This window comes from Streptomyces sp. NPDC048671 (assembly GCF_055587045.1).
Genome location: NZ_JBVJHB010000014.1, coordinates 17,273 through 43,224 on the forward strand (window position 1 = coordinate 17,273; position 25,952 = coordinate 43,224).

At 73.0% G+C, this 25,952-nt stretch carries 18 protein-coding genes; 11 read left to right on the forward strand and 7 right to left on the reverse strand.

Features of this window, described 5'->3' with window-relative positions; translation table 11 throughout:
- Positions 1 to 6: 6 nt before the first annotated feature.
- From ACZ6S6_RS26990 to eccB, 3 genes are all read right to left on the reverse strand, one after another.
- Positions 7 to 357 carry a hypothetical protein gene (locus tag ACZ6S6_RS26990; RefSeq protein ID WP_362966300.1) on the reverse strand — a complete coding sequence of 117 codons (351 nt, stop codon included), beginning with the start codon at positions 355 to 357 and terminating at the stop codon, positions 7 to 9.
- A gap of 171 nt (positions 358 to 528) precedes the next feature.
- The gene (gene mycP, locus ACZ6S6_RS26995) at positions 529 to 1,743 is read right to left on the reverse strand and encodes a type VII secretion-associated serine protease mycosin (protein WP_469707157.1); all 1,215 of its coding nucleotides are present in this window, start codon (positions 1,741 to 1,743) and stop codon (positions 529 to 531) included.
- A gap of 40 nt (positions 1,744 to 1,783) precedes the next feature.
- The gene (eccB, locus tag ACZ6S6_RS27000; protein ID WP_469707158.1) at positions 1,784 to 3,334 is read right to left on the reverse strand and encodes a type VII secretion protein EccB; all 1,551 of its coding nucleotides are present in this window, start codon (positions 3,332 to 3,334) and stop codon (positions 1,784 to 1,786) included.
- A gap of 217 nt (positions 3,335 to 3,551) precedes the next feature.
- Between eccB and eccE the strand changes: the two genes are divergently transcribed.
- From eccE to ACZ6S6_RS27040, 8 genes are all read left to right on the forward strand, one after another.
- Positions 3,552 to 4,883 (forward strand): type VII secretion protein EccE, encoded by a 1,332-nt coding sequence (gene eccE / locus ACZ6S6_RS27005; protein ID WP_469707159.1) that lies wholly within the window; start codon positions 3,552 to 3,554, stop codon positions 4,881 to 4,883.
- The gene (locus ACZ6S6_RS27010; protein WP_469707160.1) at positions 4,883 to 5,605 is read left to right on the forward strand and encodes a hypothetical protein; all 723 of its coding nucleotides are present in this window, start codon (positions 4,883 to 4,885) and stop codon (positions 5,603 to 5,605) included. The genes eccE and ACZ6S6_RS27010 overlap by 1 nt, the downstream gene beginning before the upstream one ends.
- Before the next feature lie 317 nt (positions 5,606 to 5,922).
- Positions 5,923 to 8,796, forward strand: a complete 2,874-nt coding sequence (locus tag ACZ6S6_RS27015) for an SCO5717 family growth-regulating ATPase (RefSeq protein ID WP_469707161.1) — start codon at positions 5,923 to 5,925, stop codon at positions 8,794 to 8,796.
- Between the two features lie 197 nt (positions 8,797 to 8,993).
- Entirely contained in the window at positions 8,994 to 10,874 is a 1,881-nt protein-coding gene (locus ACZ6S6_RS27020; protein ID WP_469707162.1) for an ABC transporter substrate-binding protein, read from the forward strand.
- A 117-nt stretch (positions 10,875 to 10,991) separates the two neighbouring features.
- On the forward strand, positions 10,992 to 12,074 hold the full coding sequence (locus ACZ6S6_RS27025) for an ABC transporter permease (RefSeq protein ID WP_469707163.1): 1,083 nt from the start codon (positions 10,992 to 10,994) through the stop codon (positions 12,072 to 12,074).
- The gene (locus tag ACZ6S6_RS27030; RefSeq protein WP_469707164.1) at positions 12,071 to 13,039 is read left to right on the forward strand and encodes an ABC transporter permease; all 969 of its coding nucleotides are present in this window, start codon (positions 12,071 to 12,073) and stop codon (positions 13,037 to 13,039) included. The genes ACZ6S6_RS27025 and ACZ6S6_RS27030 overlap by 4 nt, the downstream gene beginning before the upstream one ends.
- Positions 13,036 to 14,064, forward strand: coding sequence for an ABC transporter ATP-binding protein (locus ACZ6S6_RS27035; RefSeq protein WP_362966316.1), 1,029 nt, complete (start codon positions 13,036 to 13,038; stop codon positions 14,062 to 14,064). The genes ACZ6S6_RS27030 and ACZ6S6_RS27035 overlap by 4 nt, the downstream gene beginning before the upstream one ends.
- Positions 14,061 to 15,056 carry an ABC transporter ATP-binding protein gene (locus ACZ6S6_RS27040; RefSeq protein ID WP_362966318.1) on the forward strand — a complete coding sequence of 332 codons (996 nt, stop codon included), beginning with the start codon at positions 14,061 to 14,063 and terminating at the stop codon, positions 15,054 to 15,056. The genes ACZ6S6_RS27035 and ACZ6S6_RS27040 overlap by 4 nt, the downstream gene beginning before the upstream one ends.
- 53 nt (positions 15,057 to 15,109) lie before the next feature.
- Here ACZ6S6_RS27040 and ACZ6S6_RS27045 read toward each other — a convergent pair whose 3' ends face one another.
- Together ACZ6S6_RS27045 and ACZ6S6_RS27050 are read right to left on the reverse strand one after the other, a co-directional pair.
- Entirely contained in the window at positions 15,110 to 16,219 is a 1,110-nt protein-coding gene (locus ACZ6S6_RS27045) for an XdhC family protein (RefSeq protein WP_469707165.1), read from the reverse strand.
- A 61-nt stretch (positions 16,220 to 16,280) separates the two neighbouring features.
- Positions 16,281 to 16,880 (reverse strand): MarR family winged helix-turn-helix transcriptional regulator, encoded by a 600-nt coding sequence (locus ACZ6S6_RS27050; RefSeq protein ID WP_469707166.1) that lies wholly within the window; start codon positions 16,878 to 16,880, stop codon positions 16,281 to 16,283.
- A gap of 214 nt (positions 16,881 to 17,094) precedes the next feature.
- Between ACZ6S6_RS27050 and ACZ6S6_RS27055 the strand changes: the two genes are divergently transcribed.
- Genes ACZ6S6_RS27055 through ACZ6S6_RS27065 form a run of 3 tightly spaced genes read left to right on the forward strand, consistent with a single transcriptional unit; the run spans position 17,095 to position 20,728 of the window.
- A complete protein-coding gene (locus ACZ6S6_RS27055) occupies positions 17,095 to 17,916 on the forward strand; it encodes an FAD binding domain-containing protein (RefSeq protein WP_469707167.1) in 822 nt (273 codons plus the stop codon).
- Entirely contained in the window at positions 17,913 to 18,446 is a 534-nt protein-coding gene (locus tag ACZ6S6_RS27060) for a (2Fe-2S)-binding protein (RefSeq protein WP_469707168.1), read from the forward strand. Before ACZ6S6_RS27055 ends, ACZ6S6_RS27060 begins: the two co-directional genes overlap by 4 nt.
- Complete coding sequence (locus ACZ6S6_RS27065; RefSeq protein ID WP_469707169.1) at positions 18,443 to 20,728, forward strand: xanthine dehydrogenase family protein molybdopterin-binding subunit; 2,286 nt, start codon at positions 18,443 to 18,445, stop codon at positions 20,726 to 20,728. Before ACZ6S6_RS27060 ends, ACZ6S6_RS27065 begins: the two co-directional genes overlap by 4 nt.
- A gap of 56 nt (positions 20,729 to 20,784) precedes the next feature.
- On the opposite strand, the gene ACZ6S6_RS27070 is transcribed toward ACZ6S6_RS27065, so the two are convergent.
- Both ACZ6S6_RS27070 and ACZ6S6_RS27075 read right to left on the reverse strand, forming a co-directional pair.
- Positions 20,785 to 21,738, reverse strand: a complete 954-nt coding sequence (locus tag ACZ6S6_RS27070) for a bifunctional riboflavin kinase/FAD synthetase (RefSeq protein WP_469707170.1) — start codon at positions 21,736 to 21,738, stop codon at positions 20,785 to 20,787.
- Between the two features lie 43 nt (positions 21,739 to 21,781).
- Positions 21,782 to 25,783, reverse strand: a complete 4,002-nt coding sequence (locus ACZ6S6_RS27075) for a trypsin-like peptidase domain-containing protein (protein ID WP_469707171.1) — start codon at positions 25,781 to 25,783, stop codon at positions 21,782 to 21,784.
- Positions 25,784 to 25,952 lie beyond the last annotated feature (169 nt).

Consider the following 25,952-nt stretch of genomic DNA (forward strand, 5'->3'; position numbering starts at 1 on the left):
CGCGGTTCAGACGCCGTTCAGGGCCGAGGTGCCGGCCGGAGCGGCCCGTTCCCTCACCGAGTCGAAGGCCGCGCGGACCTCCTCGTCGTTGGCGTTGCTGAGGTTCTTCGTGGTGCCCACGGCGTGGTGCAGCACGTTGAGGAGGCGGCGGATGCCGTCGTGGTCCTCGTTGATCACGAGCTGCGCGGAGGTGAACCCCGAGGCGCCGGCGCCGGTCCATCCCGCACCGGCCGTCGCGAGGATGTCGGCCAGTTCCCTGGACTGTCTGGACACCGCGTCGGCCGTGTTGATGATCTTGTTCTTGGCCTGGACGATCGGATCGTCGGCAAGTCCGAAACCGCCTGCGGGGCTGGTCATCCGGAGGTCCTGTCTCTCGGTTCGCAGACCTGTCCGCCGAGCGCGGCCAGGTGGCCGGTACGTGAAGTGCCGTATCGGCCCGGTCATTTCACCATCTCCGCCCGACCGCGGCTTCTGCGCGGAAACCCGTCTTGACGCGCCTTGACGTGCTCCGGCGCTTCTTGAGGTTCCTTACCGGGCGCGCGGACCCCGGCGCCGCCGGACCTCGCGCAGAACCGTCGCCGTGCCGGCCACCACGCCGACGAGTACGGCCGCGGCCGCCAGCGCGTAGGACGCGTACCGCCTGCTCCGCTCCTGCGGGGTCTGCGACATCGACAGGTGCGCGGGTTCGGGGGCCTGGGCCCTGGCGGGCGGCGGGTCCGGGTGGGGCGCGTCCTGCGGGGCGTCGTCGCCGGACAGCGCGCGCACCGGGTCGACGACACCCCAGCCGACGAAGTCGTCGTGCCCGTTGCCGGAGCGCTCGGCGGTCTGCTCGATCCGGGCGACGATCTGCGCCGCCGTCCAGGACGGGTACTTGGCGCGCATCAGGGCGGCGACCCCGGTGACGTAGGGCGCGGAGAAGCTGGTGCCGTTGTCGGTGCACTGGCCGTTGCCGGGGACGGTGGAGACGATGTCGACGCCGGGCGCGGCGACCCCGACGAACTCCCCGGCCTGGGAGAAGGGGGCGCGCTCGTTGTTGCGGTCGGACGCGGCGACGGCGAGGACACCGTCGAACGCGGCGGGGTAGGTGCGCTTCGGCCGGCCGTCCATGCCGTCGTTGCCCGCGGAGGCGACCACCACGATGTCCTTGCCGATCGCCCTGGCCACGGCCCGGCCCAGCACCGAGTCCTCCGTCAGCGGCCGGGTGGTGTCCTGGGAGATGTTGATGACCCCGGCCCCCTTCGCGATCGCGTGGTCGATCGCGGCGGCCATCGTGGTGTCCTCGCCGCTGTTCCTCTCGTCGTTCTGGCGGATCGGGATGATGGTGGCCTCGGGGGCCAGGCCGACGAATCCGGTGCCGGCGCGGGGGCGGGCGGCGATGATGCCGGCCACCTTGGTGCCGTGGCCGACCTGGTCGACGGTGCCGTCGGTGCCGCCGCCCCGCAGGAGGTCGGCGCCCGCGGCGGCGTCCACGGCCGAGGTGAGCTGCGGGTTGGTGTCGTCCACCCCGGTGTCGATGACGGCGACGCGCACGCCCTTGCCCCTGGTGTCCTGCCACAGCTCGTCCAGGAGTACGCGCTGGAGCGGCCAGGGGCGGCCCTCGAACTGCTTCCTCATCGGGAAGGCGCACACGCCGCCGCCGTCTATGCGCAACTCGCCGGCGCCCGGATCGGCGTACGCGGCCGGCGTCCCCGCGAGTGCTGCCGCGGCGACTGCCAGCAGGACCGTCTTCCGGTACGGCGTCATCTTCTCCCCGTGCACTTCCGTCGCCGCTCGCCCCGGACCGTCAGGAACCCTGCGGCCGGCGGGCGCTGTCGGTGTCGAGCCGGGGGCCCCTGGACAGGAAGTCCGACCACTCGACCGGGACGAGGGCGGGTGTCACCTTCCCGTATCCGAGCCGGATCTGCGCCTCACTCGGTTCGGGGCGGCCGTCCGGCCCGTCCGCCGCGCCGCCGGCGCCGATGCCGGAGCGCTCGGCGTCGCTGCCGCCGTTCGCCTGAACCGCGTACCGCAGTCCGGTGTCGGTCACCAGGAAGAGTGATCCGTCCGGGCCGGTCTGCCGGCCCCTGACCTGGGTGTAGAGCAGTCCGCTGCCCGGAGTGACGTACGTGCTCGTGCCGCCCGCTCCGACCGGGGCGGGGTACGAGGTGCCCGCCCAGGTGCTCAGCGTCGTCACGCCACTGCCGTCCGTCTTGCGCAGCACATTGCAGACGGTGTCGCGGCCGGAGCTTCCGGCGTCGGTGGCGTTGACCCGGTCGGCCCGGTGCGCCGGCCAGTGCGCGGCCTGACCGGTGAAGGGGGCGGGGTCGGGCACGAAGTCCTGGAGGCCGACGGCGCGCGCCTCGCCGGCCAGGTCGAGGGCGGCGGTCTGCGGGGAGTTGATCAGCAGCCAGGCGGTGAACTCGGAGACCGGCCGGACCTTCCCGCCGAGGACGACGTAGTACGCGGTGCCCTCTCCGTTCCGGGTCCGCAGCACCGTGCCGATCCGGTTCTCCCGCGCGGAGAGCCTTCCTTCGACGTGTGCCGGATCCCCGGCGGTGCCGGGGATCCGGGGGAAGGCGATCGGGCTGCCGTCGTGCAGGGTGGCCAGCCAGTCGTCGGTGACGGGCTGCGGCTGGGCGCTGCCGACGAGGGCGCTCGTCAGATGGCCGAGGTCGGCGGCGGTCTCGTCGACGCGGTACTTGGTGCCGCGGGCGTCGACGAGGTAGCGGGTCCGGTCCTGGCCCCTGACGTAGAGCATCTGACCGCCGGTGAGCCGGTTCGCGCCCTCCATCAGATCGTTGTCCCGTCCGGCGAGGACGAAGGCGGCCTTCTGCACGGTGTTGCCCTTGCCGCCCGGCTGCACGCACACGGCCCAGCGCTTCGCGGTACCCGCGTCCTCGGCCTCGGGCAGCCGGTCGGGGGCGTACGGAATGCCGAGGACCGGTCCGCGCGGGGGCTTTCCCGCGTCCAGGATGTCGTCGGCGACCTGTACGACGTCATAGCTCTGGGGGGTGAGCAGCAGCCTGGCCGACGCGAGGTTCAGCACGGGGTGCAGCAGGGTCTTGCCGGCCTCGCCCCGGCCGGTGGTGAGGACCACGTATCGGGTGGTCGACTTCTTGCCGACGATCACGTTGGTGCCGGGCCGGTCCCAGTCCGTGGGGGCGGTCGGCCTGAACATGCCGACGGCGCCGAAGCCCGCGAGGATCAGTGCCCCGGCGACCATGCTCGGCAGGACGGCGCGCAGCGGGCGCGGGGCGCCCTCGTCGGAGCCGGTCGGTGAGGGCCGCAGGAAGGCCGCCACCATGCGCCGCTTCGCGAATGTGTACGCGTTGAGCTCGTCCCGCCGCGATGTCATGAGTCCGTCCGTCCCCCGTGCTCTCCCCGCGTGGCGCCGTGAGCGGCCGCGTCCGACGCCCCGCACCGGGCCTCCGCCCCGCCTGACCGGCCCCCTACTATGCCTGTCGCCGGTGGGGGTCCGCGGGCCGGGTAGGGTGATCCAGCCGCCGGAGCGGTCGGCGGAAGAGGCGTGGCACGGGCCGAGTTGGGCCCGGACGGACGGGGGACTTGCCGCGATGACGGCTTCCGCGACGCGGACACCACGGGCCGGGAACGCACCGCCTCCCGAAGCCCCGCGGCCAGGCGTTCCCCGCGACGGTTCTGCCGGTGCTCCGGGTCGGCGCGGGCCGGGCGGCGCACGGCCGGGCGGACGAGCCGGACAGTTCGGGCCGTTCCGATTGCAACAGCTCGTGCTGATCGAGATCGCCGCCGCGCTGCTGCTGTGTGCCTGGGTCACCGGCCCCCTGCTGCTGGCCCCCGCCGTGGTGGTGGCCGCGGCGCTGGTGCTGCTGGCCGTCGTGCGCAGGCGCCGCCGTTCGCTTCCCGAGTGGCTGCGTACGGTTCTCGCGCTGCGCGCCCGTACCCGCAGGGCCGCGTCGACCCCGCTGCCCACGGGCACCGGGCCGGGGATCGCGCCGGCCGTCGAGTGCGAACCGGCGCTGCGCACCTGCTCCTTCAGCGACCGTGAGCGGCGGCCGGTCGGCATGGTCGGCGACGGTACGTATCTGACGGCCGTACTCCGGATCGAGCCGGACGCCACCGCGCTGCGCCCTGACCGCTCCGCACGTCCGCTGCCGCTGCTGCTCGTCAAGGACGCGCTCGACGTCGACGGCATCCGGCTGGAGTCGGCGCAGATCGTGCAGCACACCCAGCCGGCGCCCGCCCCGCATCTGCCGGAGCAGTCGGTCGCGGCACGCAACTACGCACCTCTCCAGGCGCTGACGGGTTCCCCGGCGGTCCGCATCACCTGGATCGCGCTGAAGCTGGACCCGGAGCTCTGCCCGGAGGCCGTACGGGCAAGGGGCGGCGGGCTCGTCGGTGCGCAGAAATGCCTGGTCCGCGCGGTCGACCAGTTGTCCAGCAGGCTGACGGGGGCGGGGTTCGGCGCGACGGTGCTCACCGAGCAGGAGCTCCACTCGGCGATCGCCACCTCCGCCTGCGCCGGCCCGTCGGCCGGGGCGCGGGCCGACCGGCCGGGAACGCCCGCCCGCCGCACCCTGGAGACCGCGCGCACCTGGCGTTGCGACGACCGGCAGCACACCACGTACTGGGTGCGCCGCTGGCCGCGGTTCGGCGCGGGCGGTGCGCCGATGCCGCAGCTCGTCGCGCTGCTCACCTCGGTCCCGGCGCTGGCCACGACCTTCAGCCTCACGCTGGGACGCGGCGACCGCCAGGAGGTCCCGATCGCCGGGCACATCCGGGTCACCGGCCGCAGCGAGAAGGAACTGCGCTCCGCCCGCCATGAGTTGGAGCGCATCGCACGCGGGGTGAAGACCTCGCTGGTGCGGCTCGACCGCGAACAGGTGCCCGGTGTCCTCGCCACACTTCCGCTCGGGGGTACCCGCTGATGTCCGTGATCGCACGCCGTCGCGGCCGGTTCGGCTTCGGGCCGGCCGGTCCGCGCCGGGTCCGGCACACCGTCCGCCTCGACCAACTGGCGTCACTGGCCCTGCCGGTCGGTGACGACGGCGTGGTGATCGGTGTGGATGGCGATGGGCGCCCCGCCGTGATCGGCATCAACCGGCCCACCCCGTACGACATCACGCTGATCGGCGGGCTGTGGACGGCGCAGGTGCTCGCGCTGCGGGCGGCGGCGACGGGTGCCCGGATCGTGGTCGAGACCGGGCGGGCCCAGGCCTGGACGAAGCTGGCGCGGGCCGCGGGCGGCGGTCCGCCGTGCATCTCGCCGCACGAGGTGGGGCGGGTGCCCGCACAGGAGGCCTCGGCCGGCTCGCCGGTCGTCCTGGTGCGGGACTGCGGCATGAGACCACCGCGGGGGCGGGTGGTGTCCGGTCCGTGGCAGTCGACGGTGACGCTGCTGCCGTACCTGAGCCCGGTGGCGCCCGGTTTGATGGAGAAGGCGTCACTGGTCGGCGTTCAGCGGGTGTCCCCCGACGAAGCCGAGCGGATCGGGCGCCTCATGTGTCTGCCTCCCGGCGAGACCCGGACCCTGTCCACGCTCAAGGACGGGGTCACCCTCTGGTGCACGCGCCGGGACCGGCGGTTCGTGATGACCGAAGCGACCGATGCCGAATCGGGACTGCTGGGCAGCGCACGCCGGGTGGACTGAGGACGCGGCGAGACGTGTGCGAAATGTTCAGGTTTCCCCGCGCGGATGTGCGTGTTTGACCGCTTTCCGCTTCATTCCCTGCCGTACTCAGCCCACTTGGGGGCAGTACGTGACGTACGGGACGGTGGCCGCGGTGCCGTACGGCCTGCCGTACCCGGCCCGATGGCGATTAGGGTGGGTCGGGACGCGGCAGAAGAACCGGCGGACAGGCAATGCGCGTCCCAGGGGGAGAGCCGGGCGGTTCGCACCAGGTTCTGTCCGGACGGTCGCCCCCACCCACCACGGCACAAGGGTGCTCGACCACACCAGGAGGCAAAGTGAACGGCGATCGGGACGAGATGCGCGGGAGCTGGGACAAGCCCGTCGACGAGTCGACCGACGCGGAGCCCGCCGAGATGACGGGTGAGTTCACGATCGACTACACCCCGCCCGCCTGGTACACGCAGAATACGCCGGGCGACTCCTCGGGCGGCGCCGGAACACACCTGGCCCCGCCCCCGCCGCCCAGCGGCGCTCCGGTGTCCGCCCCCGGCCTGCCGGCCGGCGGCGGTTTCGAACCCAGCTGGACTCCGGCCCCGCCCGCCCCTGCCCCGCCCGCTCCTCCCGTGCCGCCGGTCCAGCCGGCTGCCGCCGATCCGTTCGGGAGCGGCGATGTGGAGAGCGGCGCGACCATGCGGTTCTCGTCCGCCGCGCTGAAGCGGGAGATCGCCGATCGCGAGGCAGCCGCGGAGAGCGAGGCCGGGAGCGGAAGCGGGAGCAGTGGTGCCGACGACGACGCGTCGGCTGCCGGTACCGATGCCGATACCGTTGCCAATACGATCGATGCGGACGTTGACGCGGACGTGGACGCGGACGCGGCTGACGCCGGTACGGGCGCGGATGCCGGGCAGGATCTGACCACCGGGGAGAGCGACGGGGCCGACTCGACTCCGTCCCATTCGGTACAGTCCGATTCGGTTCCGTCCGATTCGGTCCAGTCGTCCGACGCCGCGTCGGCGGAGTCCGACGAGGTCGCCGGCGACGCCACGGCCGACGCGACGAGTGCTGCCGGCTCCGGCAGCACCCCGGAGGCCGAGGAGCCCGCCGACTCCGTGCCCTCGGACGCCATGACGGACGCGGCACCCCACGCGCCGTCCGCCCCCGCACCCTGGACACCGGCGCCGCCGCAGGGCGGACTGCCGCCGCTGCCGCCCGCCTTCCAGCCCGCCGCGCCCCAGCCGGCCACGCCCCAGCCGGCGTCGCAGTGGCCGGGACAGCCGCCGGCGAACGAGGCACCGGGCGGCGGCTACGGGTTCCCGCAGACCCCGGCAGCCGCGCCGGCCCCGGCGCCCCAGACTCCCCAGACCCCGCAGCCTCCCGCGTTCCCGCAGCAGCCCCAGCCGCCCGCGCCCGCGCCGCAGGCGGGCTACGGCTTCCCCCAGCAGCCCCCGGCGCCGCAGCAGGCCCTGCCCGGAGCCCCGCTCCCAGCGCAGCACCCGCAGCAGCCCGCCCCTCATACGCCTCAGCAGCCTCAGGCACCGCAGTGGCCCGCGCAGCAGCAGGGCGCGGCGCTGCCTCCGCCCGGAGCTCAGCCGCAGCAGCAGGGCGGTTACGGCTTCCCCCAGGGGGACCAGCCTTCGGCCGGGAGCACCCCGAACCTGCCCGCGCAGATCCCCCCGCACCAGCCGCAGCAGCAGTACCAGCCCCAGCAGCCGCAGCAGCAACTCCCGCCGCAGGGGCCGCCCGTCGACCCGCGCGCCGGAGCCGCCTGGCCCAACCCCGTCGCCCACGACCAGCGCGAGCGTTCGGTGCAGGGTGCCCCGCTGGGTTACACGGCCGCCGTGGAGCTCTCGTCCGACCGGCTGGTCCGGGGCAAGCAGAAGGCGAAGAGCAGCCGCGGGCCGTCCGCCGCCTCCCGCTTCAAGCTCGGCGGCAAGAAGGACGAGATCGAGCGACAGCGCAAGCTCGAACTGATCCGCACCCCGGTCCTCTCCTGCTACCGGATCGCGGTGATCAGCCTGAAGGGCGGCGTGGGCAAGACCACGACGACCACCGCGCTCGGCTCCACCCTGGCCACCGAGCGGCAGGACAAGATCCTCGCCATCGACGCCAACCCGGACGCCGGCACGCTGGGCCGCCGGGTCCGGCGCGAGACCGGGGCGACCATCCGCGACCTGGTCCACGCGATCCCGCACCTCAACTCGTACATGGACATCCGGCGGTTCACCTCGCAGGCGCCCTCCGGCCTGGAGATCATCGCCAACGACGTGGACCCGGCCGTCTCGACGACGTTCAACGACGAGGACTACCGGCGCGCGATCGAGGTGCTGGGCAAGCAGTACCCGATCATCCTCACCGACTCCGGCACCGGTCTCCTCTACAGCGCGATGCGCGGTGTGCTGGACCTCGCCGACCAGCTGATCATCATCTCCACACCCTCGGTCGACGGTGCGTCAAGCGCCTCCACCACGCTGGACTGGCTGTCGGCGCACGGCTACGCCGATCTGGTGCAGCGGTCCCTCACCGTGATCTCCGGGGTCCGCGAGACCGGAAAGATGATCAAGGTCGACGACATCGTGCAGCACTTCGAGACGCGCTGCCGGGGCGTGGTCGTCGTACCGTTCGACGAGCATCTGTCGGCCGGTGCCGAGGTCGACCTCGACATGATGCGTCCGAAGACGCGGGACGCGTACTTCCACCTCTCCGCCCTCGTCGCCGAGGACTTCGCACGCGCCCAGCAGCAGCAAGGGCTGTGGACGGCGGACGGCAGCAACCAGCCGCCGCAGTACGCCCCGCCGATGCCCGGACAGCAGCAGGCGCCGGGCCAGCCGATGCCCGGCCACCAGGTCCCGGGGCAGCAGCCCTACGCACCCCAGCAGCCGGGCCGGCCGTACCCGCCGCAGCAGCCGTACGGTGGCCAGCAGCCGTATGGTGGCCAGCCGCCGTACGGTGGTCAGCCGCAGCAGCCCTATCCCCCGCAGCCGGGCCCCGGCGCCGGGCAGGGCTGGCAGCAGTCGCCGCCCTCGCAGGCCCGGTCGGCCGCCGACCCGGCCGGCCCGCCGCCTCAGCAACAGCAGCCGCAACAGCAGCCGCAGTACGGCGGACAGCCTGGTCAGCCGGGGCAGCCCGCCCACCCCGAACTACAGGGCCCCATCCCGCCGGCCGGGTGGCAGCAGCAGCCTCCGCAGCCGCCGCCAGCGCCTCAGCAGTAAGGCGTCAGAGGTCTGAACCAATGAGGGTCCGCATCGCCTCCGCGATGCGGACCCTCTGCGCATTCCCGCAGCCCACACGCCGTTTCGATGACCGTTGACGCGACTCGACCACCGCTGATAAACCTTCGCTTCACCAGCTGGCGATCCACAGAGCAACCCGCCTTCTCCGTGCGAGTCCTGACGCGAGGTCCCTGACCATGGTCGAAAGAGTTCCACCACACTCCGCCCAGCCACGCTCACGTCTGCGTATCCTCCTGGCCTCCGGCGCCGCCGCCCTCGGGCTCGCGGCCGCGTCCGTCGTTCCGGGGGTGCCCCTCGGGGCCGCCGCGCCCCAGCAGGCGCAGGCCGCCGGCAGCGGCAAGTCGACCCTGACCGTCGCGGTCGCGCAGAGCGTCGACTCACTGAGCCCGTTCCTCGCCCAGAAGCTGATGAGTACGAGCCTGTCCCGGCTCATGTACGACTTCCTGACGAACTACGACGCCAAGGACAACCACGCGATCCCGGGGCTCGCCACCGAGTGGAAGCCCTCCTCGGACAAGCTGACGTGGACGTACACCATTCGGTCCGACTCCAAGTGGTCCGACGGTCAGCAGGCCACCGCCGAGGACGCGGCCTGGACGTTCAACAAGATCATGACCGACGAGGGCGCGGCCCAGGCCAACGGCAGCTTCGTCACCAACTTCAAGAAGGTGACGGCTCCCAGCCCCACGAAGCTGGTCATCGAGCTGAAGGAACCGCAGGCCACCATGGCCGCGCTCGATGTCCCGATCGTCCCCAAGCACGTCTGGGACAAGGTCGGGGACTTCTCGAAGTTCAACAACGACACGAAGTTCCCGGTCGTGGGCAACGGGCCCTTCGTCCTGACCGACTACAAGGTCGACCAGTATGTGAAGTTCAAGGCCAACAAGGACTTCTGGCGCGGTGCGCCCAAGTTCGACGAGGTGGTCTTCAAGACCTACAAGGACCAGGACGCAGCCGTCGCCGCGCTCCGCAAGGGTGAGGTCTCCTTCGTCGCCGGCTCGCCCGCGCTGACCCCCGCCCAGGCCGACTCGCTCAAGGGCGAGAAGAACGTCAAGGTCAACGAGGGTCCGGGCCGCCGGTTCTTCGCCCTGGCCACCAACCCCGGCGCGCAGACCAAGGACGGCAAGAAGTTCGGCAACGGCAACAAGGCCCTGCTCGATCTGAAGGTCCGCCAGGCGCTCTTCCTGTCCATCGACCGCGAGACGCTCATCGACAAGGTCTTCCAGGGCCATGCCGTCAACGGCGCGGGCTACATACCGCCGCGCTTCCCGGCGTACAAGTGGGAGCCGTCCGCGAGTCAGAGCCTGAGCTACGACCCGGCGAAGGCGGCCGAGCTGCTGGACCAGGCGGGCTACGAGCTCAAGGGCGACCAGCGAGTCGGCAAGGACGGCAAGCCGCTCGACCTGCGCATCCTCTGCCACGCCACGGACCCGAACGACAAGGCGATCGGCAAGTACCTCAAGGAGTGGTGGGGCAAGCTCGGCATCGGCCTCAAGGTCGACTGCCTCGACGACGTCTCCGTGCCCTGGTACGCCGGTGAGTACGACCTCGCCTTCGACGGCTGGTCCGTCAACCCCGACCCGGACTTCGTCCTCGGCATCCACACCTGCGCCGCCCTGCCGACCAAGGCCAAGGAAAGCGCGTCCACGGACAACTTCATCTGCGACAAGACGTACGACGAGCTGTACAAGAAGCAGCTCGCCGAGTACGACCCGGCCAAGCGGGCGGACATCGTCAACCAGATGCAGTCCTGGCTCTACGACTCCGGGTACATGAACGTCATCGCGTACCCGAACGCGGTCGAGGCCTACCGCACCGACCAGATCAAGTCGATCACGACCATGCCCGAGGCGGCCGGCAACATCTACGGCCAGGACGGGTACTGGAGCTGGTGGTCGGCCGAACCGGCGGGCAGCGGCGACGGCACGGACAGCGGCAGCGACTCCGGTTCCACCGTGGTCGGGGTGGTCGTCGGCATCATCGTCGTCGTGGTCCTTGCGGGTGGCGGTCTCCTCCTCATGAGGCGCCGTCGCACCACCGCGGACGACCGGGAGTAGTTCCATGGACCGCGGGTGATTTCCGCGGACGGGACGAGAGGGAGCGGCGGCGGGGCCCGAGCAGTCCGGCCCCGCCCCCGGTCCCTCTACGGGCAGCACGAGTAACGAGAGTTCCCCATGACAGCAGACAGCACTCCGGCGCTCGTGAAACAGGCGGATGCGGATGCGGACGGCCCGGCTCCGGCCGGTCCGCCGGCCGCCCGCGGCCCACGGGCGCGCAACACCAAGGCCTACCTCACGTACGTGGCAGCCAAGATCGGCGGCGCGGTCGTCTCGCTGTTCGCCGTTCTGGTCACCAGCTTCTTCCTCTTCCGGCTCATCCCCAGCGACCCGGTGAAGCAGATGACGGGCGGCCGCCGCGTCTCGGCCGAGCAGCTCCAGTCGCTGCGTCATCAGTTCGGCCTCGACCAGCCGATGTGGCAGCAGTTCACCAGCTACGTGGGCGACGCGCTCACCGGCGACTTCGGCACCTCGTACCAGTTCCACGCCCCGGTGATGGACAAGATCGTCGAGGCGCTTCCGGCGACGCTGCTGCTCACCGGCACGGCGTACGTCCTCTACAGCGCGCTCGGCATCTGGCTGGGCACCCGTACCGCCTGGCGCAACGGCTCAAAGAGCGACCGGTTCAACACCGCGCTCGCGCTCACGCTCTACTCGGTGCCGGCGTTCTGGCTCGGGCTGCTCCTGATCATCGTCTTCTCGGTGGGCGTCGGACCGATTCCCGGCATGTTCCCGACCGGCGGTCTGGAGTCGGGCAACGAGACCGGCTTCGCGTACGTCCTCGATGTCGCGCACCACATGGTGCTCCCGGTGATCACGCTGGTCGCGGTCGGCTACGCGCAGACGCTCCTGGTGATGCGCTCCTCGCTGCTCGACGAGATGGGCAGCGACTACCTGACGACGGCCCGTGCGAAGGGGCTGCGCGACGACGCGGTACGCCGCAAGCACGCCGTGCCCAACGCGATGCTGCCGACCTTCACGCTGATGTTCGTCAACCTGGGGCATGTGGTCGCCGGACAGATCCTGGTCGAGACCGTGTTCTCCTGGCCGGGTCTGGGCGGCCTCTTCTACCAGGGGCTCAGCGTCCCCGACCTGCCACTCGTCCAAGGGCTGTTCTTCGTCTTCGCCACCGCGGTGATCCTGGCGAACACCCTCGCCGATGTGCTGTATCCGCTGCTCGATCCCCGGGTGGGCCGATGACGACCGAATCCATGCCGGCCTCCACCCCCGAGGCCGAGAAGCCCACGCCCGAGGAGCCCTCGGCCGCGGCGGCCAAGAGCCCGCGCGCGCTGGCACGGGCCCGCAAGCGCCGTTCCATGGCCCGCTTCTGGCGCGAGTACCGCAGGCATCCGGGCGGCCTGTGGGGGCTGGCCGGGCTGATCCTGATCGGGCTGATCGCCCTGTTCGCGCCGGTCCTGGTCGGCGCCGACTCGCAGAGCGTCACCTCCGCCCCCGGTGGAGCGCTGGAGGCGCCGAGCGGTGATTTCCCGCTCGGCACGGACCAGTTCGGACGCAGCGTGCTCGCGCTGCTGGTGTGGGGCGCGCGCGTCTCGCTGACGGTGGGGCTGCTCGCCGCCTTCCTGTGCGTCGCCATCGGTACGGTCGTCGGCATCCTCGCGGGCCACTTCCGCGGCTGGTACTCGACGGTCCTGATGCGGGTCACCGACTGGTTCCTGGTGATGCCGACCCTGGTCCTGGCCATCGCGCTGGCCACCGTGATGGACCGCTCCCTGTGGACGGTCATCATCGCGATCGGCGTCACCACCTGGCCGACGACGGCCCGGCTGGTGCGGGCGCAGACGCTCGCCGTGGAGTCCCGCCCCTACATCGAACGGGCCCGTGCGCTGGGCGGCGGACACGGCCACATCATGACCCGGCACGTCCTGCCGAACGTGATGCCGCTGGTGCTCGCCCAGACCACGCTGGTGATCTCCAGCGCGATCCTGACCGAAGCCACCCTGGCCTTCCTCGGCCTCGGCGACCCGACCATCACCTCCTGGGGCGGCATGCTCCAGGACGCGCGCGAGGCCGGCGCCGTGAGCGCGGGCGACTGGTGGTACCTGGCGCCGCCCGGTATCGCCATCGCCCTGGTGGCGCTGGCGTTCACACTGTGCGGCCGCGCCATCGAGTCCGTCCTCAATCCCAAGCTGGGGGTGGCCCGTTGAACACGAGAGACGTCCACAAGACGCCGCTGCTCCAGGTACGCGATCTGACGGTGACGTACGCCGGCGGGGCCCAGGCGGTCCGCGGGGTGAATCTGGAGGTCGACGCGGGCCAGAAGCTCGGCATCGCCGGGGAGTCGGGCTGCGGGAAGTCGACGCTGGCGCTCGCCCTGCTGCGTCTGCTGCCGGCCGGCACGAAGGTCTCCGGCGAGATCCTGCTGAACGGTGAGGACGTCCTCACCATGAAGTGGGGCCAGGTCCGGGCGGTGCGCTGGGCCGGTGCCTCGATCGTCTTCCAGGGCGCGATGCACTCGCTCAACGCGGTGCACCGCGTCGGGGACCAGATCGCCGAGCCGATCGTGCTGCACCGCAGAACGTCCCAGGCCGCCGCGCGGAAGCGGGCCGGCGAGCTGCTGGAACAGGTGGGGCTGCCCGCCGCCCGTGCGGACGCCTATCCGCACGAGCTCTCCGGCGGACAGCGCCAGCGCGTGATGATCGCGATGGCGCTCGCCTGCGATCCGGGGCTGATCATCGCCGACGAGCCGACGACGGCCCTCGATGTGATGATCCAGGCCCAGATCCTGCGTCTGATCGAGCAGTTGGTCTCTGAGCAGGACCTCGGGCTGATCATGATCAGCCATGACCTGGCGGTGCTCTCGGACACCTGCGACCGGCTCGCGGTGATGTACGCGGGACGGGTCGTCGAGCAGGGCCCCGCGTCCGAGGTCTACGAGAGCGCGACCCACCCGTACAGCAAGGCCCTGTCGGGCGCCTTCCCGCGCATCGGGGACCCGGCCTCCCGGTTCGCCCCCCGCGGGCTGCCGGGCGATCCGCCCGACCCGTCGGCGCTGCCGGCCGGCTGCACGTTCCACCCGCGCTGTCCGGTGGCCCTGGACTCCTGCGCCACGCAGGACCAGGAGCTGCGGGACTCCGGGCCCGGACGGCAGGCCGCCTGTGTGCTGGTGGGCCCGGAAGGGGCGGCCGCCCCGGCCCTGCCGGGCGCCGAGGAAGCAAGGAGCACCACATGACCACCACCACGGATCTGCTCAGCGCGCAGGCGCTGCAAGTCACCTTTCCCGGCCGGCACGGCGCGGAGCCCGCGCGGGCCGTCGACGGGGTCGACCTGGACATCAGGCCGGGCGAGATCGTCGCCCTGGTCGGCGAGTCCGGGTGCGGCAAGACGACGCTGGCCCGTTCGCTGCTGGGCCTGGTCCCGCCGACCTCCGGCCGGATCACCTTCGGCGGCAAGCCGCTCGACTACGGCAGCCGTGCGCTGAAGGCGTACCGCAAGCGGGTCCAACTGGTGCTCCAGGACCCCAGCGGCTCGCTGAACCCACGCCACACGGTGTACGACGCGGTGGCCGAGGGCCTGCGGATCCACCGCTACGGCGGCGACGAGCGGGAGGCGGTGACCGACGCCCTGTCGCGGGCGGGGCTCCGGCCCCCGGAGCGGTTCTTCCTGCGCTACCCGCACGAGCTGTCGGGCGGCCAGCGCCAGCGCGTCGTGATCGCGGGCGCCCTGGTGCTGGAGCCGGAACTCATCGTGGCCGACGAGCCGGTGGCCTCGCTCGACGCCTCGGTGCGCGGCGAGATCCTGGCGCTGCTGCTGCGGCTGCGGGACGAGCTGGGCCTGTCCGCGCTGGTCGTCACGCACGATCTCGGTCTGGCGTGGAACATCGCGGACCGGGTGGCGGTGATGTACCTCGGCCGGATCGTGGAGACCGGTGACGTCGAGCAGATCCTCACGGCTCCGCGGCATCCGTACACCCGGGCGCTGTTGTCGGTGCTGCCGGACGCGGAGGGCGATCCGGTGGTGCTGACCGGTGAGCCGCCGGACCCGTCGAAGGTGCCGTCCGGCTGCCGCTTCCATGTGCGCTGCCAGGTTCTGGCCTCCGGCGAGGCGGAGCGCGCGGGCGTCGCGGACGCGTGCCGTACGAAGGATCTGCCGGTGCTGGCGGGGGGCGGCGAGACGCAGGTGGCGTGCCACTGGGCCAATGCCGTGGCGGAGACTCCGGCCTAGTTTTACGCCGAGCGGCGGCGGGCGGGGCCGGGCTCCGGACCCGCCCGCCGCCGCTACTCCTGCTGCTGGTGGTGGATCGCGCCTGTCAGTTCGCCGAGCGGCCGCCCCGTGCCGCCCCAGCGGTGCTGGATGATCTCGGCGGCGATCGAGACGGCCGTCTCCTCCGGGGTGCGGGCGCCGAGGTCGAGCCCGACGGGTGAGGCGAGCCGCGCGAGGGCCGCCTCGTCGACGCCTTCGGCCCGCAGCCGTGCGATGCGGTCGAGATGGGTGCGCCGGCTCCCCATCACACCGATGTACGCGGCCGGTGTGCGCAACGCGGCGACCAGCAGCGGGACATCGAACTTCGGATCGTGCGTCAGGACGCAGACGACCGTGCGCCCGTCGATCTCCGTGTCCGACAGATAGGTGTGCGGCCAGGCACAGACGACCTCGTCGGCGGTGGGAAAGCGCTCGCGGGTCGCGAAGGCCGGACGGGCGTCGCAGACGGTGACCCGGTACCCGAGGAACGAACCGATGCGCGCGGTCGCGGCGGCGTGGTCGATGGCGCCGAAGACGAGCATGCGGGGCGGTGGCGCGTACGTCTGGACGAAGACGGACACGTCCTGCATCCGGCGCTCCCCGCGCGCCCCGTACCACTGCCGGCCGGTCACCCCCTGGGCGAGCAGGCCCAGGGCGTCATCGGTGACGGCCGCGTCCAGCCCCTCGTTGCCGAGTGAGCCCTGTGCGCCGCCGGCCCGGACCACCAGCCGGGCACCGGCCACCGAGGCGCCCGGCAGGACGGTGGCCACGGCGACGGGTTCGCCGGCCGCGATCGAGTCCGTGACGCCCCGGAGCCATGCGCGGTCGGCCGCCGCGGCGAACGGCGCGACCAGGACGTCGATCGTGCCGCCGCAGGTCAGCCCGACGCCGAACGCCTCGTCGTCGCTGATCCCGTACGACTGGAGCTGCGGGCTGCCCGTGGCGAGCACCTCGCCGGCCACCTCGTACACCGCGCCCTCGACACAGCCGCCGGACACGCTTCCCGCCACCGTTCCGTCGGCGGTCACCGCCATCACCGCACCGGGGGCCCGCGGCGCGCTGCCCCGGACGGAGACGACCGTCGCCAGCGCGAAGGGGGTGCCGGCGTGGTCCCAGGCACGCAATTCCGTCAGCAGCTCTCGCATGGCAGCGATCTCCTCCGGCCCGGTCCGCCCTGCCCTGATGGGGCACACCTTAGACGAAGTCTCAGTGCTGAGATTCTGAGTGCTCAGTCTGGGGCGCCCGTGCGCGCGGCACGGACGCGCCGAGCGCGACCCGGTCCGGAGGTGTCTGTCCAGCCGTCTCCAGCGAGCGTTCCAGCTTGCCGAGCAGCCGGCCGAGCCGGCGCCGCTCCTCCTCGCTCAGTTCGGCGAGCATCCGTTCCTCGTTGGCGAAATGGGCGGCGGCGACCACCTCGGCGATCTCGACGCCTCGTGCGGTGAGCCGGGCGTACACGATTCTGCGGTCCCCGGCATCGCGCTCCCGGGTCAGCAGCCCGGCCTTCTCCAGCCGGTCGAGCCGCAGCGTGATGCCGCCCGTGGTGACCAGGGCGGTGTCCGCGAGCTGACCGGCGGTCTGCCGGTAGGGCGGTCCTGACCTGCGCAGAGCCGCCAGGACATCGAAGGAGGCCATGTTCAGGTCGAAGCATTCGAAGAGGTCGGACAGCAGCGCCTGGTAACGCAGGAAGCTGCGGTGGAGGCGGCCGAGCACCTCCATCGGTGAGGCGTCGAGCGTGGGCAGCTCCCGCTTCCACTGCTCCAGGACGAGGTCGACCGCGTCGGGGCGGCCGGAAGTTCTACGAGTCATGTGCGATGGGAGGACGGCGTGGCGCCGCGGCCCCGCGCCTCCTTCCGGGAACACCGCTCACGGCGCGGCGGTGAGGCAGTCACGATACAACCGATGCCTCTCCCGCGGCCCTTGTGGCGGCAATCCCTTAGCTGCTAGAAATCTGGGCATTAGCTATTTCAGCAATTAGATAACTCTCGGTGTTCGCACGGAGAGGCCGGGAGGCGCGGTCCGTATGCTCCTGCTCCCCACCGGGATGGTGGCGCCCACCCAGCGCACCCTGCCCGAGTTCACCCTGGAACGTCCGGTGTCGGCCGCCGACGCCGTGGCGGCCGGCGCCTCCCCGGGCGCGGTCTACGCACAGGGCTGCAGCGATCTCTTCGCCCAGTTCCGCGAGGGGCTGAGCTGCCGGACCCTGGTCTCCCTGGAGCGGGTGCCCGAGCTCCGCGCCGTCGAGTGGGACGGGACGACGCTGGAGATCGGCTCCGGGATCGACCATCACACCGGTGCCCGCGACCCCCGGGTGCGCGAGGCGCTGCCGGGACTGGCCGCCGGCTGGGGAAGCATCGCCACCGAGCGGATCAGGCGCCGGGCGACCCTCGGCGGGAACCTGATGGCCAGGCGGACCCGTTACGAGATGTCGGTGATGCTCTGCGCGCTCGGGGCGGAACTCGAATTCATGACGCCCGACGGCACGGCCCTGGTGTCCCCCGCGTCGCTGTGGGACCGCTCGGAGCCACCGGGCGGCCTGCTCCGGACGGTCAGGATCCGTGACGTCGCGCGGCTGTGGTTCGGCTACGAACGGTCCATGCGCCCCCTGCTGACCGTCGCCGCCGCCGTCCGGGAGGGCACGGTCACGATGGCCGTGGGCTCCGAGTACACCCGTCCGTACACGGTCGCCGGCCCCCTGGGCACCGACCCCGCCGAGCTCGCCGCGCGGCTTCCCGACGCCGTGGGGGACGCGGCCGGCACCGCCCGCTACCGGCGCCATGTCGCCGGCGTGCTGCTCGGGCGCCTGCTGGAGCGCCGTACCGCCGAGGAGGAGACATCCCGATGAGTACCGAGATACCGACCGGTCCCGCGGACGGCACGGTCACGGTCGGCTTCGCCGTCGACGGCCGGCCGCGCACCGAGCGGATCGCACCGAACACGGTCCTGCTCGATCTGCTGCGGGAGCGCTACGGCATGAGCGGCGTCAAGGCCTCGTGCGAGCGCGGTGTGTGCGGCGCCTGCACGACGCTGATCGACGGCACGCCCGCCGCCTCGTGCAGCGTCTTCGCCTTCAGCGTCGACGGCCGTGCCGTCGAGACCGTCGCCGGGCAAGCAGCGGACGGCGAACTGGGACCGGTCCAGCGCGCGTTCGCCGAGTGCGGCGGGTTCCAGTGCGGCTACTGCACACCGGGCATGATCATGCTCACCACGGCACTGCTCCGGGAGGACCCCGATCCCGGCGAGGAGACGATCCGCTCCTGGATCTCCTCCAACGTGTGCCGCTGCACCGGCTACCGGATGATCATCGAGTCGGTCCAGCGGGCCGCTCAGCTCATCCGTGAGACCGGCGCGACCGGCGAGGGGGCCGGGCGATGACCGTCTCCCGTATCGGCACCGGCGATCAGCGCACCGACGCCGTCCTCAAGCTCACCGGCGCCGCCCGGTACACCTGCGACATACGCCTCCCCGGCATGCTGCACGCCAAGGTGCTGCGGAGCCCGCACGCCCACGCCCGGCTGGTGTCGGTGAATGCCGCGAAGGCGCGTTCACTTCCGGGGGTGCACGCGGTGCTGACCCGGGACGAGCTCGGCGGGCTGGACCCGCACTACGGCTTCTTCATCAAGGACCAGCCGGTCGTCGCCCAGGACCTGGTGAGGTACGCGGGCGACGTGGTGGCGGCCGTCGCCGCCGACGACGAGGCGGTCGCGCTGCACGCCCTGGAGCTGATCGAGGTGGTGTACGAGCCGCTGCCCGCCGTCCCGGACATCGAGGCGGCACTCGCACCGGACGCCCCCGAGCTCTTCGAGGAGGCCCCGCGCGGGGTTCTTCCGCCGTACGGCACGGGCGCGTCCGCCTCGCTGCGGCCCCGGAAGAACGTCTGCTACGAATTCCGCTACGAGACCGGTCCGGACTCCGTCTGGGCGGACTGCGACCACGTCTTCGAGGACACGTTCGCCTTCTCCCGGATGAACCACTTCCATCTGGAGCCGTTCGTCACGGTCGCCGATGTGCGCGGCGAGGAGATCGAGATCTGGACCTCGACCCAGAATCCGTTCCCGCTGCGCAAGGAGCTGTCCCGGGTGCTGCGGACCCCGGAGAGCCGCATCCATGTCCATGTGCCGTTCGTCGGCGGCGGTTTCGGTGCGAAGCACAACTGCAAGACCGAGCCGGTCGCGATCCTGCTGTCACGGGCCGCGGGCCGCCCGGTGCGCTACTGCCTGACCACCGAGGAGGGCTTCCTCACCCTGAGCCAGCACGCCGCCGTCCTGAAACTGCGTACGGGGGTAATGGCCGACGGATCGTTCGTCGCGCGGGAGAGCGAGGTGCTGCTCGACGCGGGCGCGTACTCGGACGGAAGCCCACTGGTCGCCGAGAAGGCCGGCTACCGGATGCCGGGCCCCTACCGCTGGCAGCACATCCGTTCCTCCAGCTCATGCGTGATGACGACGACCACACCGGCCGGGCCGTTCCGGGGCTTCGGGGCGACACAGGCGACCTGGGCGAGCGAGAGCCAGGTGGACATGATCGCCGAGCGGCTCGGGCTGGATCCGTACGAGCTGCGGGTGAAGAACCTCAAGGGGCTCGGTGAGCCGTTCGTGCCCGGCGAGAGCGGGATCGACAGCGATCTCGTCGAGGGGCTGGACGCGGTCGTGGACTCGCTCGGCTACCGCGACCGTGAGCGCACCCCCAACCGGGGCATGGGGCTGGCCATCGGATTCAAGGACGGCGGCGGGGTGAACAAGCCCGCGCAGGCCCGGGTGAAGATCACCGCGACCGGTTCGGTGTTCGTGAGCGCGGGCACGGTCGAGATCGGACAGGGCGCCTCCACCGCGCTCTGCCAGGTCGCCGCCGAAGTACTCGGAGTACCGCTGGACCGGGTCCGCTACGCCCCGATCGACACCGATGTCACCCCCTACGACCAGGGCACCAACGCATCGTCCGGCATGACGGTGATGGGCAGCGCGGTACTCCGGGCGGCCGAGGAGGCGCGCGGCAAGGTCCTCGCGTTCGCGGCCGGGGAGCTCGGCTGCGAGCCCGGCGAACTGACGCTGGCCGACTGGACGGTACGCCGCGGCCAGGACCCCTCGGTCGCGCTGCCCGGCCTGGTGGCCGGGGTCTTCGGCGGCACGGGCTACGAGTTCCACGGCGAGGGGTTCTTCAAGGCCCTGCTGTCGCACGATGCCCCGCTGGAGTCACCCTGCCTGTTCTGGGAAGTCGGCTGGGCGGGCGCCGAGGTCGAGGTGGACCCGGAGACCGGGAAGGTGACGGTACTTCAGCTGGTCGCCAGCGGTGACGTCGGCCGCGCGGTCAACAAGCTGCTCTGCCGGGGCCAGGACGAGGGCGCCGCACTGATGGGTCTGGCACAGGCGCTGTTCGAGGAGATGAGGTACGAGGACGGGGTGCTGCTGAACGGCGAGGCCCTGGACTACCGGGTACCGATGGCCGAGGATCTGCCCGCCCGTTTCGTCTCGATCACACAGGAACAGGGGCACGGGCCGGGACCGTTCGGGGCGAAGGGGGCCGGCGAGGGCGCCATGGTCCCCGTGGCGGCGGCCGTCGCCAACGCGGTGCACGACGCGACGGGCGCCCGGGTGACCACCCTGCCGCTGACCCCGGAGCGGGTGTTCGACGCCTTGCGGGCGCGGCGATCGCGCTGATCCCCCGGAGAAACAGCGGCTGATCCCCGTGCCCCGGCACAGCCGGGGCGCGGGGATCAGCTCTGGTCGTACGCGGAGATCAGCTCGCTGCACCGCTTCACATCGGCGGCCATCGCCACGAGGAGCTCGTCGATCGAGTCGAACTTCAGCATCCCGCGTACGTAGGCGAGGAAGTCCACGGAGACGTGCAGCCCGTACAGATCGAGGCCGACCCGGTCGATCGCGTACGCCTCCACCGTCCGCTCGGTGGCGTCGAACTGCGGGTTCGTGCCGACCGAGATCGCGGCGGGCATCGCCTCGCCGTTCACGTTCAGCCAGCCCGCGTACACCCCGTCGGCGGGGATCGCGGTGTGCGGCAGGGTCTCCACGTTCGCGGTGGGGAAGCCGAGCTCGCGTCCGCGCTGCGCACCGCGGACGACGACGCCCTCGACGCGGTGCGGGCGGCCCAGGATCTCGGCGGCGCCGGCCATGTCGCCCTCGGCGACCAGGCGCCGGGTGAGGGTGGAGGAGAACGGCTCGCCGCCGCCCGCCTCGCCGCGCACCCGCAGATCGATGACCTCGACCCGGTAGTCGTACGTACCGCCGAACTCGGTGAGCAGGTCCACGTTCCCCGCGGCCTTGTGGCCGAAGCGGAAGTTGGGGCCCTCGATGACCAGCCGCGCGTGGAGCTTGTCGACGAGCACCTTGACGATGAAGTCGGCCGGGGCGAGCTTCGAGAACTCGGTGGTGAACGGCAGGATCAGCAGCGCGTCCACACCGAGGTCGGCCATCAGTTCGGCGCGGCGGTGGTGCGGGGCGAGCAGCGGCGGATGGCTGCCGGGCCGGACGACCTCGCTGGGGTGCGGGTCGAAGGTCACGACGACCGACGGCACTCCCAGCTCGCGGGCCCGCTCGACGGTCCGGCCGATGATCAGCTGGTGTCCGCGGTGCACCCCGTCGTAGGACCCGATGGTGACGACGCTGCGTCCCCAGTCCTGGGGGATGTCCTCCAAGCCACGCCAGCGCTGCACTCTCACCGCTCCTCGCCCGAACCTGTGTACGTGGGTCTGTCTCTTACGCAGGTCTAAGACTGCCATGCTCACGCCCCGCGGCCTGCATCGGCATGGGGATCGGGGCTCCCGGGACACCCCCGAGGGCCTCCACCGTCCGCCGCGCGCTGGGGCCGACCACCGCCGCCCACTCCTGTGGGGCGTCCGCCAGCCACCCGGTGACCAGGGCGGCGAATCCGGGCACGTCACGGGCCAGTTCGACCAGCCGGCGGTCGAACCGGGCGGCCCCTTCGGGGGTCCGGACGAGCAGCATCCCGGTGCGGTGGACCAGGGCCCTGGTGCGGGCGCCGCCGCGGCCCGCGCTGCCGTCCGCCGCGGCCCGCAGCAGCGCGTCGAGCACGATCGGGTCCCGGTGCGCGCCGCCCTGCTCGAAGTCCAGCAGCACCTCCAGCAGCTCGTCCCGCAGCGGCTGCGAGGCCGGGCTGCCGGGTGAGGCCAGCACCCCGGCGAGCGCACCGCGGACCGGCGCGGTCGCGGGCCGGTCCCGGAGCAGCCCGGTCAGCAGGGGAAGCAGCAGGGCACGGGCGGCCGGCCCGTGCTCCAGCCTGCGGTCGAGGTAGGCCGCCGCGTGCACCGTGTCCTCGGGGTGGCTGTCGACGTACGCCCGGACGAGCCCGGCGGCGTGCAGGGCGAGCGCGGGGGCGTCGATCCCGGCGAGGGCGCGCAGCACGTCGCCCGCGCCGTCCCCGGACCGCACCAGCCGGTCGCGGTAGGCGGTCAGCACCGGCTCGGGGTGCGTGGGCAGGGCGACGGCGAGCGCGGCCGGGGACAGCCGGGGGCCGCCCGCGGCGAAGGCGCGGAGCGCCTGCGGCAGATAGCGGTCCCTGGTCCGCGGATCGGCCACGAGCCGGGTCAGCGCCGGCCCGTGCAGATCGGTGTCCCCGGGGCGGGCCAGCAGGGCGAGGGCGGAGCGGCGCAGCAGGTCCCGGTCGGCGTCGCGGGTGAGGTTCGGTGCGACGACCGCTCCGTACGAGGCGGCCGCGATCCGCCGGGCTCGGCGGTCGTCGTCACGGGACCACCGCTCGACGGCCCGGCACAGCGCCGAGGGCTCGTCCTCAGCCAGCGCGGCGAGCAGTTCCCCGGCGCGGGGGTGGTCGGTCGACACGAGCGTGTCGGTCAGATCGTCCACGGCGAGATCGCGGCGGGCGTACAGGAGGGCCTGCGCGGCCGCCGCGACGGTCGGGCGCATCGCCACCGCCTCCTCGCCGGCGAGCGGCCGCTCATCGGTGAACCAGGCGCACAGGAGCGGCTGGAGGGTACGCGGATGGGCGGCGAGCCGCCGTGCCACCGCGTCCAGGAAGCGCCCGCCGTCGGCGTCGCCCTCGCCGCGCGGCGGTCCGTCTGCGGGCACGAGCCGCCGGAACAGGTCCATCCGGTCCGCCTCGGGCAGCCGCAGCCGCCGCCAGAACCACGGCCCGAACTCGGCGTACACCCCCTGCGCACCGGTCCCGCCCGCCTCGGCCGAGCTGCGGACGACGCGCCCGGCGAGCAGCCGGAGCACCCCGAGATGCGGTCGGGCGTCGGGCACCCGCAGCAGTGTCCCGGCGAGCAGATGCGCGGCCCACCAGCGGGCGTCGGGGGGCGGGCAGCCACTGGCGGCGGAGAGCGGCTCGACGGAGGCGGAGGCGGAGGCGGAGGCGGAGGCGGAGGCCGTACGCGAATCGGTGACGGCGACGGCGCCGGCGCCGGGGTCCGCACCCGGACCGGTGGTGCCGGTTCCGGAGGCGTCGCGCGGACCGGTGACAGTACCGGCGACAGTGCCGGAGGCCGTACCCGGACCGGTGGTGCCGGTTCCCGAGGCGTCGCGCGGACCGGTGACAGTACCGGCGACAGTGCCGGAGGCCGTACCCGGACCGGCAGCGGCTGCCCGCCCCGCCGGCAGCCGGTCCAGCGCCTCGATCAGGTCGGCCAGCCGGTGGGCCAGCGCGGCGGGGCCCTGGCGGCGGCCCAGGAGCAGCAGCGCCTGGATCACGGGGCCGATCCGGTGGCGCGGCACCGGGAGGGTGCGCGGCTCCACGCCCCCGGCTCCCCCGACGGCAGCGGAAGCGGGATCGGGCACGGAAGCGGGATCGGGCGCGGAAGCGGGCACGGGCGCGGGCACGGCAGCGGGCACCGGCACGGGCGCGCTGTCGGGCCCGTCGGCGGCAGCCGGGCGGCGGGGGTGCGGAACCCGCGCGCCGCTCTCCCCCGTGGCGGCACCCGGAGCATGCCAGCGGTGCACCAGGGCCCGCAGCGCGGCGTCCACGTCCAGATGCGCGCCCTGGATCCAGTCCCCCAGCTCCTCGTGCGCGAAGCGGTAGCCCGCTCCCGCCGGGACGAGCAGCCCCTCGGTGAGCACGGCCGACGCCCAGCCCGTGCGCCACGGGAAGACGTGCTCGAACGCGGCCCGGTCCAGCTCCCCCTGGCCCGGCCCCAGACAGCGCCGGGCCGCCTCGTGGACCTGCCCCGCCACCTGCGCCGCCAGCCGCCGTACCGCCGTACCCCTCGGTGCCGGGCGGCACTCGGCGGCGATCCGGACCGCGATGCGCAGGCACATCAGGTCCAGGTGCGCGCCGAAGACCTCCTCCGTACCGGGCCGCCCCGGCGTGTCCGGGGGCAGGGCCGCGCGTACCTCCGCCAGCAGCCGCAGGGTGAGCGGGTGCCGGTCGTGGCCGGCGGCGAGCGCGTCGGGCGGGAGCGCGTACCGCTGCCGGGCCAGCTCGGTCTGGCCCACCGTGAGGTCGTCGATGCGCAGGGCGGACGGCAGCCGCCTGGCGGGCGTGGCCGGGCGGTGCAGCGCGCCGGGCGGACAGAGCGCGCCGGCGGTCTCCCAGTGCTCGGGGCGGCAGGCGACGACGAGCCGCGCCCCGCTCGAACGCAGCCAGCCGACCGTGCCCGCGCTCCACCGGGCCAGCCGGTGCGCCAGGACGGGCGGCATCTCCTCCGGACCGTCCAGCAGGACGAGCAGTGGGCTGCCGGAGTCCGCTGCCAGCCGGGCCACCCGCTCCGGGGTGGCGGCCCCCATGTCGCCGAGGGCCCCGGCGGCGGTGACGATGCGTCCGGCCTGCCGGAGCGTGCGGGCGATCGCGTCGGCCACGGAGGTGTCGTCGGCCAGCAGATCGGCGCCGCGCAGCCACAGGGTGAGCGCGGGTACCGGGCCGCGGGCCCGGCGGGCGGCGAGCGCGGCGAGTTCGGTGGTGCGTCCGGTGCCCGGCTCGCCGACCAGGCCCAGGACCACCGCGCTCTCCCCGGCGGCCGTCGCCGGACCGGCAGCGGCGAAGGCGTTGAACTCCGCGGTGGCTTCGGGCCGCTCCACCGGATCGGGGCAGGTGCCAGGTCCGCCCGCCGAGCCGACGGACATGGCGGTCAGCTGGAGGGCCCCGGCGAGGTTCAGGTCCCGGCCGTAGCCGGGGACGCTCATGGCGTTGCGCAGCAGCAGGGCGCCCAGCGGTCCCCCGTCGCCCGCCCCGGCCAGCGGCACCGCGCATCCGGCGGCGGCGTGTCCGGCGCGCAGGGCGGTGCCGAGAACCGCGATGACCGCGCCGGTGTCCGGGTCCAGGACCGGTCCGCCCACCGCGGCGCCGCCGAGCAGGAGCGCGTCGCGGCCGTCCGTACCGAGGGCCAGTTCCAGCGCCCGGCCGATCCGGTGGGTGGCGCCGCCCGCGGTGTACGTCACCGGGGCCGGGCCCAGGACACGTGCCTCGCGCCAGCCGTGCGCCGCGATCGTCACATACGTACCGGCCTCGATCCGCTCCCGCTCCACGATCGGCAGCGGCTGCGCGCCCAGCGCGTCCGGTCCGCCGGTGGGCAGGAGCGCGAGATCCAGCTCGGGCAGTGCGGTGATGTCATCGGCCTCGACGCGGCAACTGCGTCCGTCCGCGCCGCGCAGCACGAGGTGGGTGACCCCGTCGACCGCCTCGTGACTGGTCACGACCGTGCCCCGGTCGTCCGCGACGAACCCGGTCCCCCTCGGCCGGCCGGCCGGATCGCACAGTTGTACCAGCGTCGCCCGGTCCCCGCATCCCATGATCCGACGTTAGGTCCGCCGTGATCGACACGGAGCGATCAGAGCGAAAGCGCCCCCGTTCGCACCCCTGATTCACTCCGAGCGCCTGCCCGTTGGGGTGAATCGGGGGCGTTCGCTGGACAGGAAGCGGCACACGAAGCGATGGGGATCGTGGAGTGGGCACCGGGCC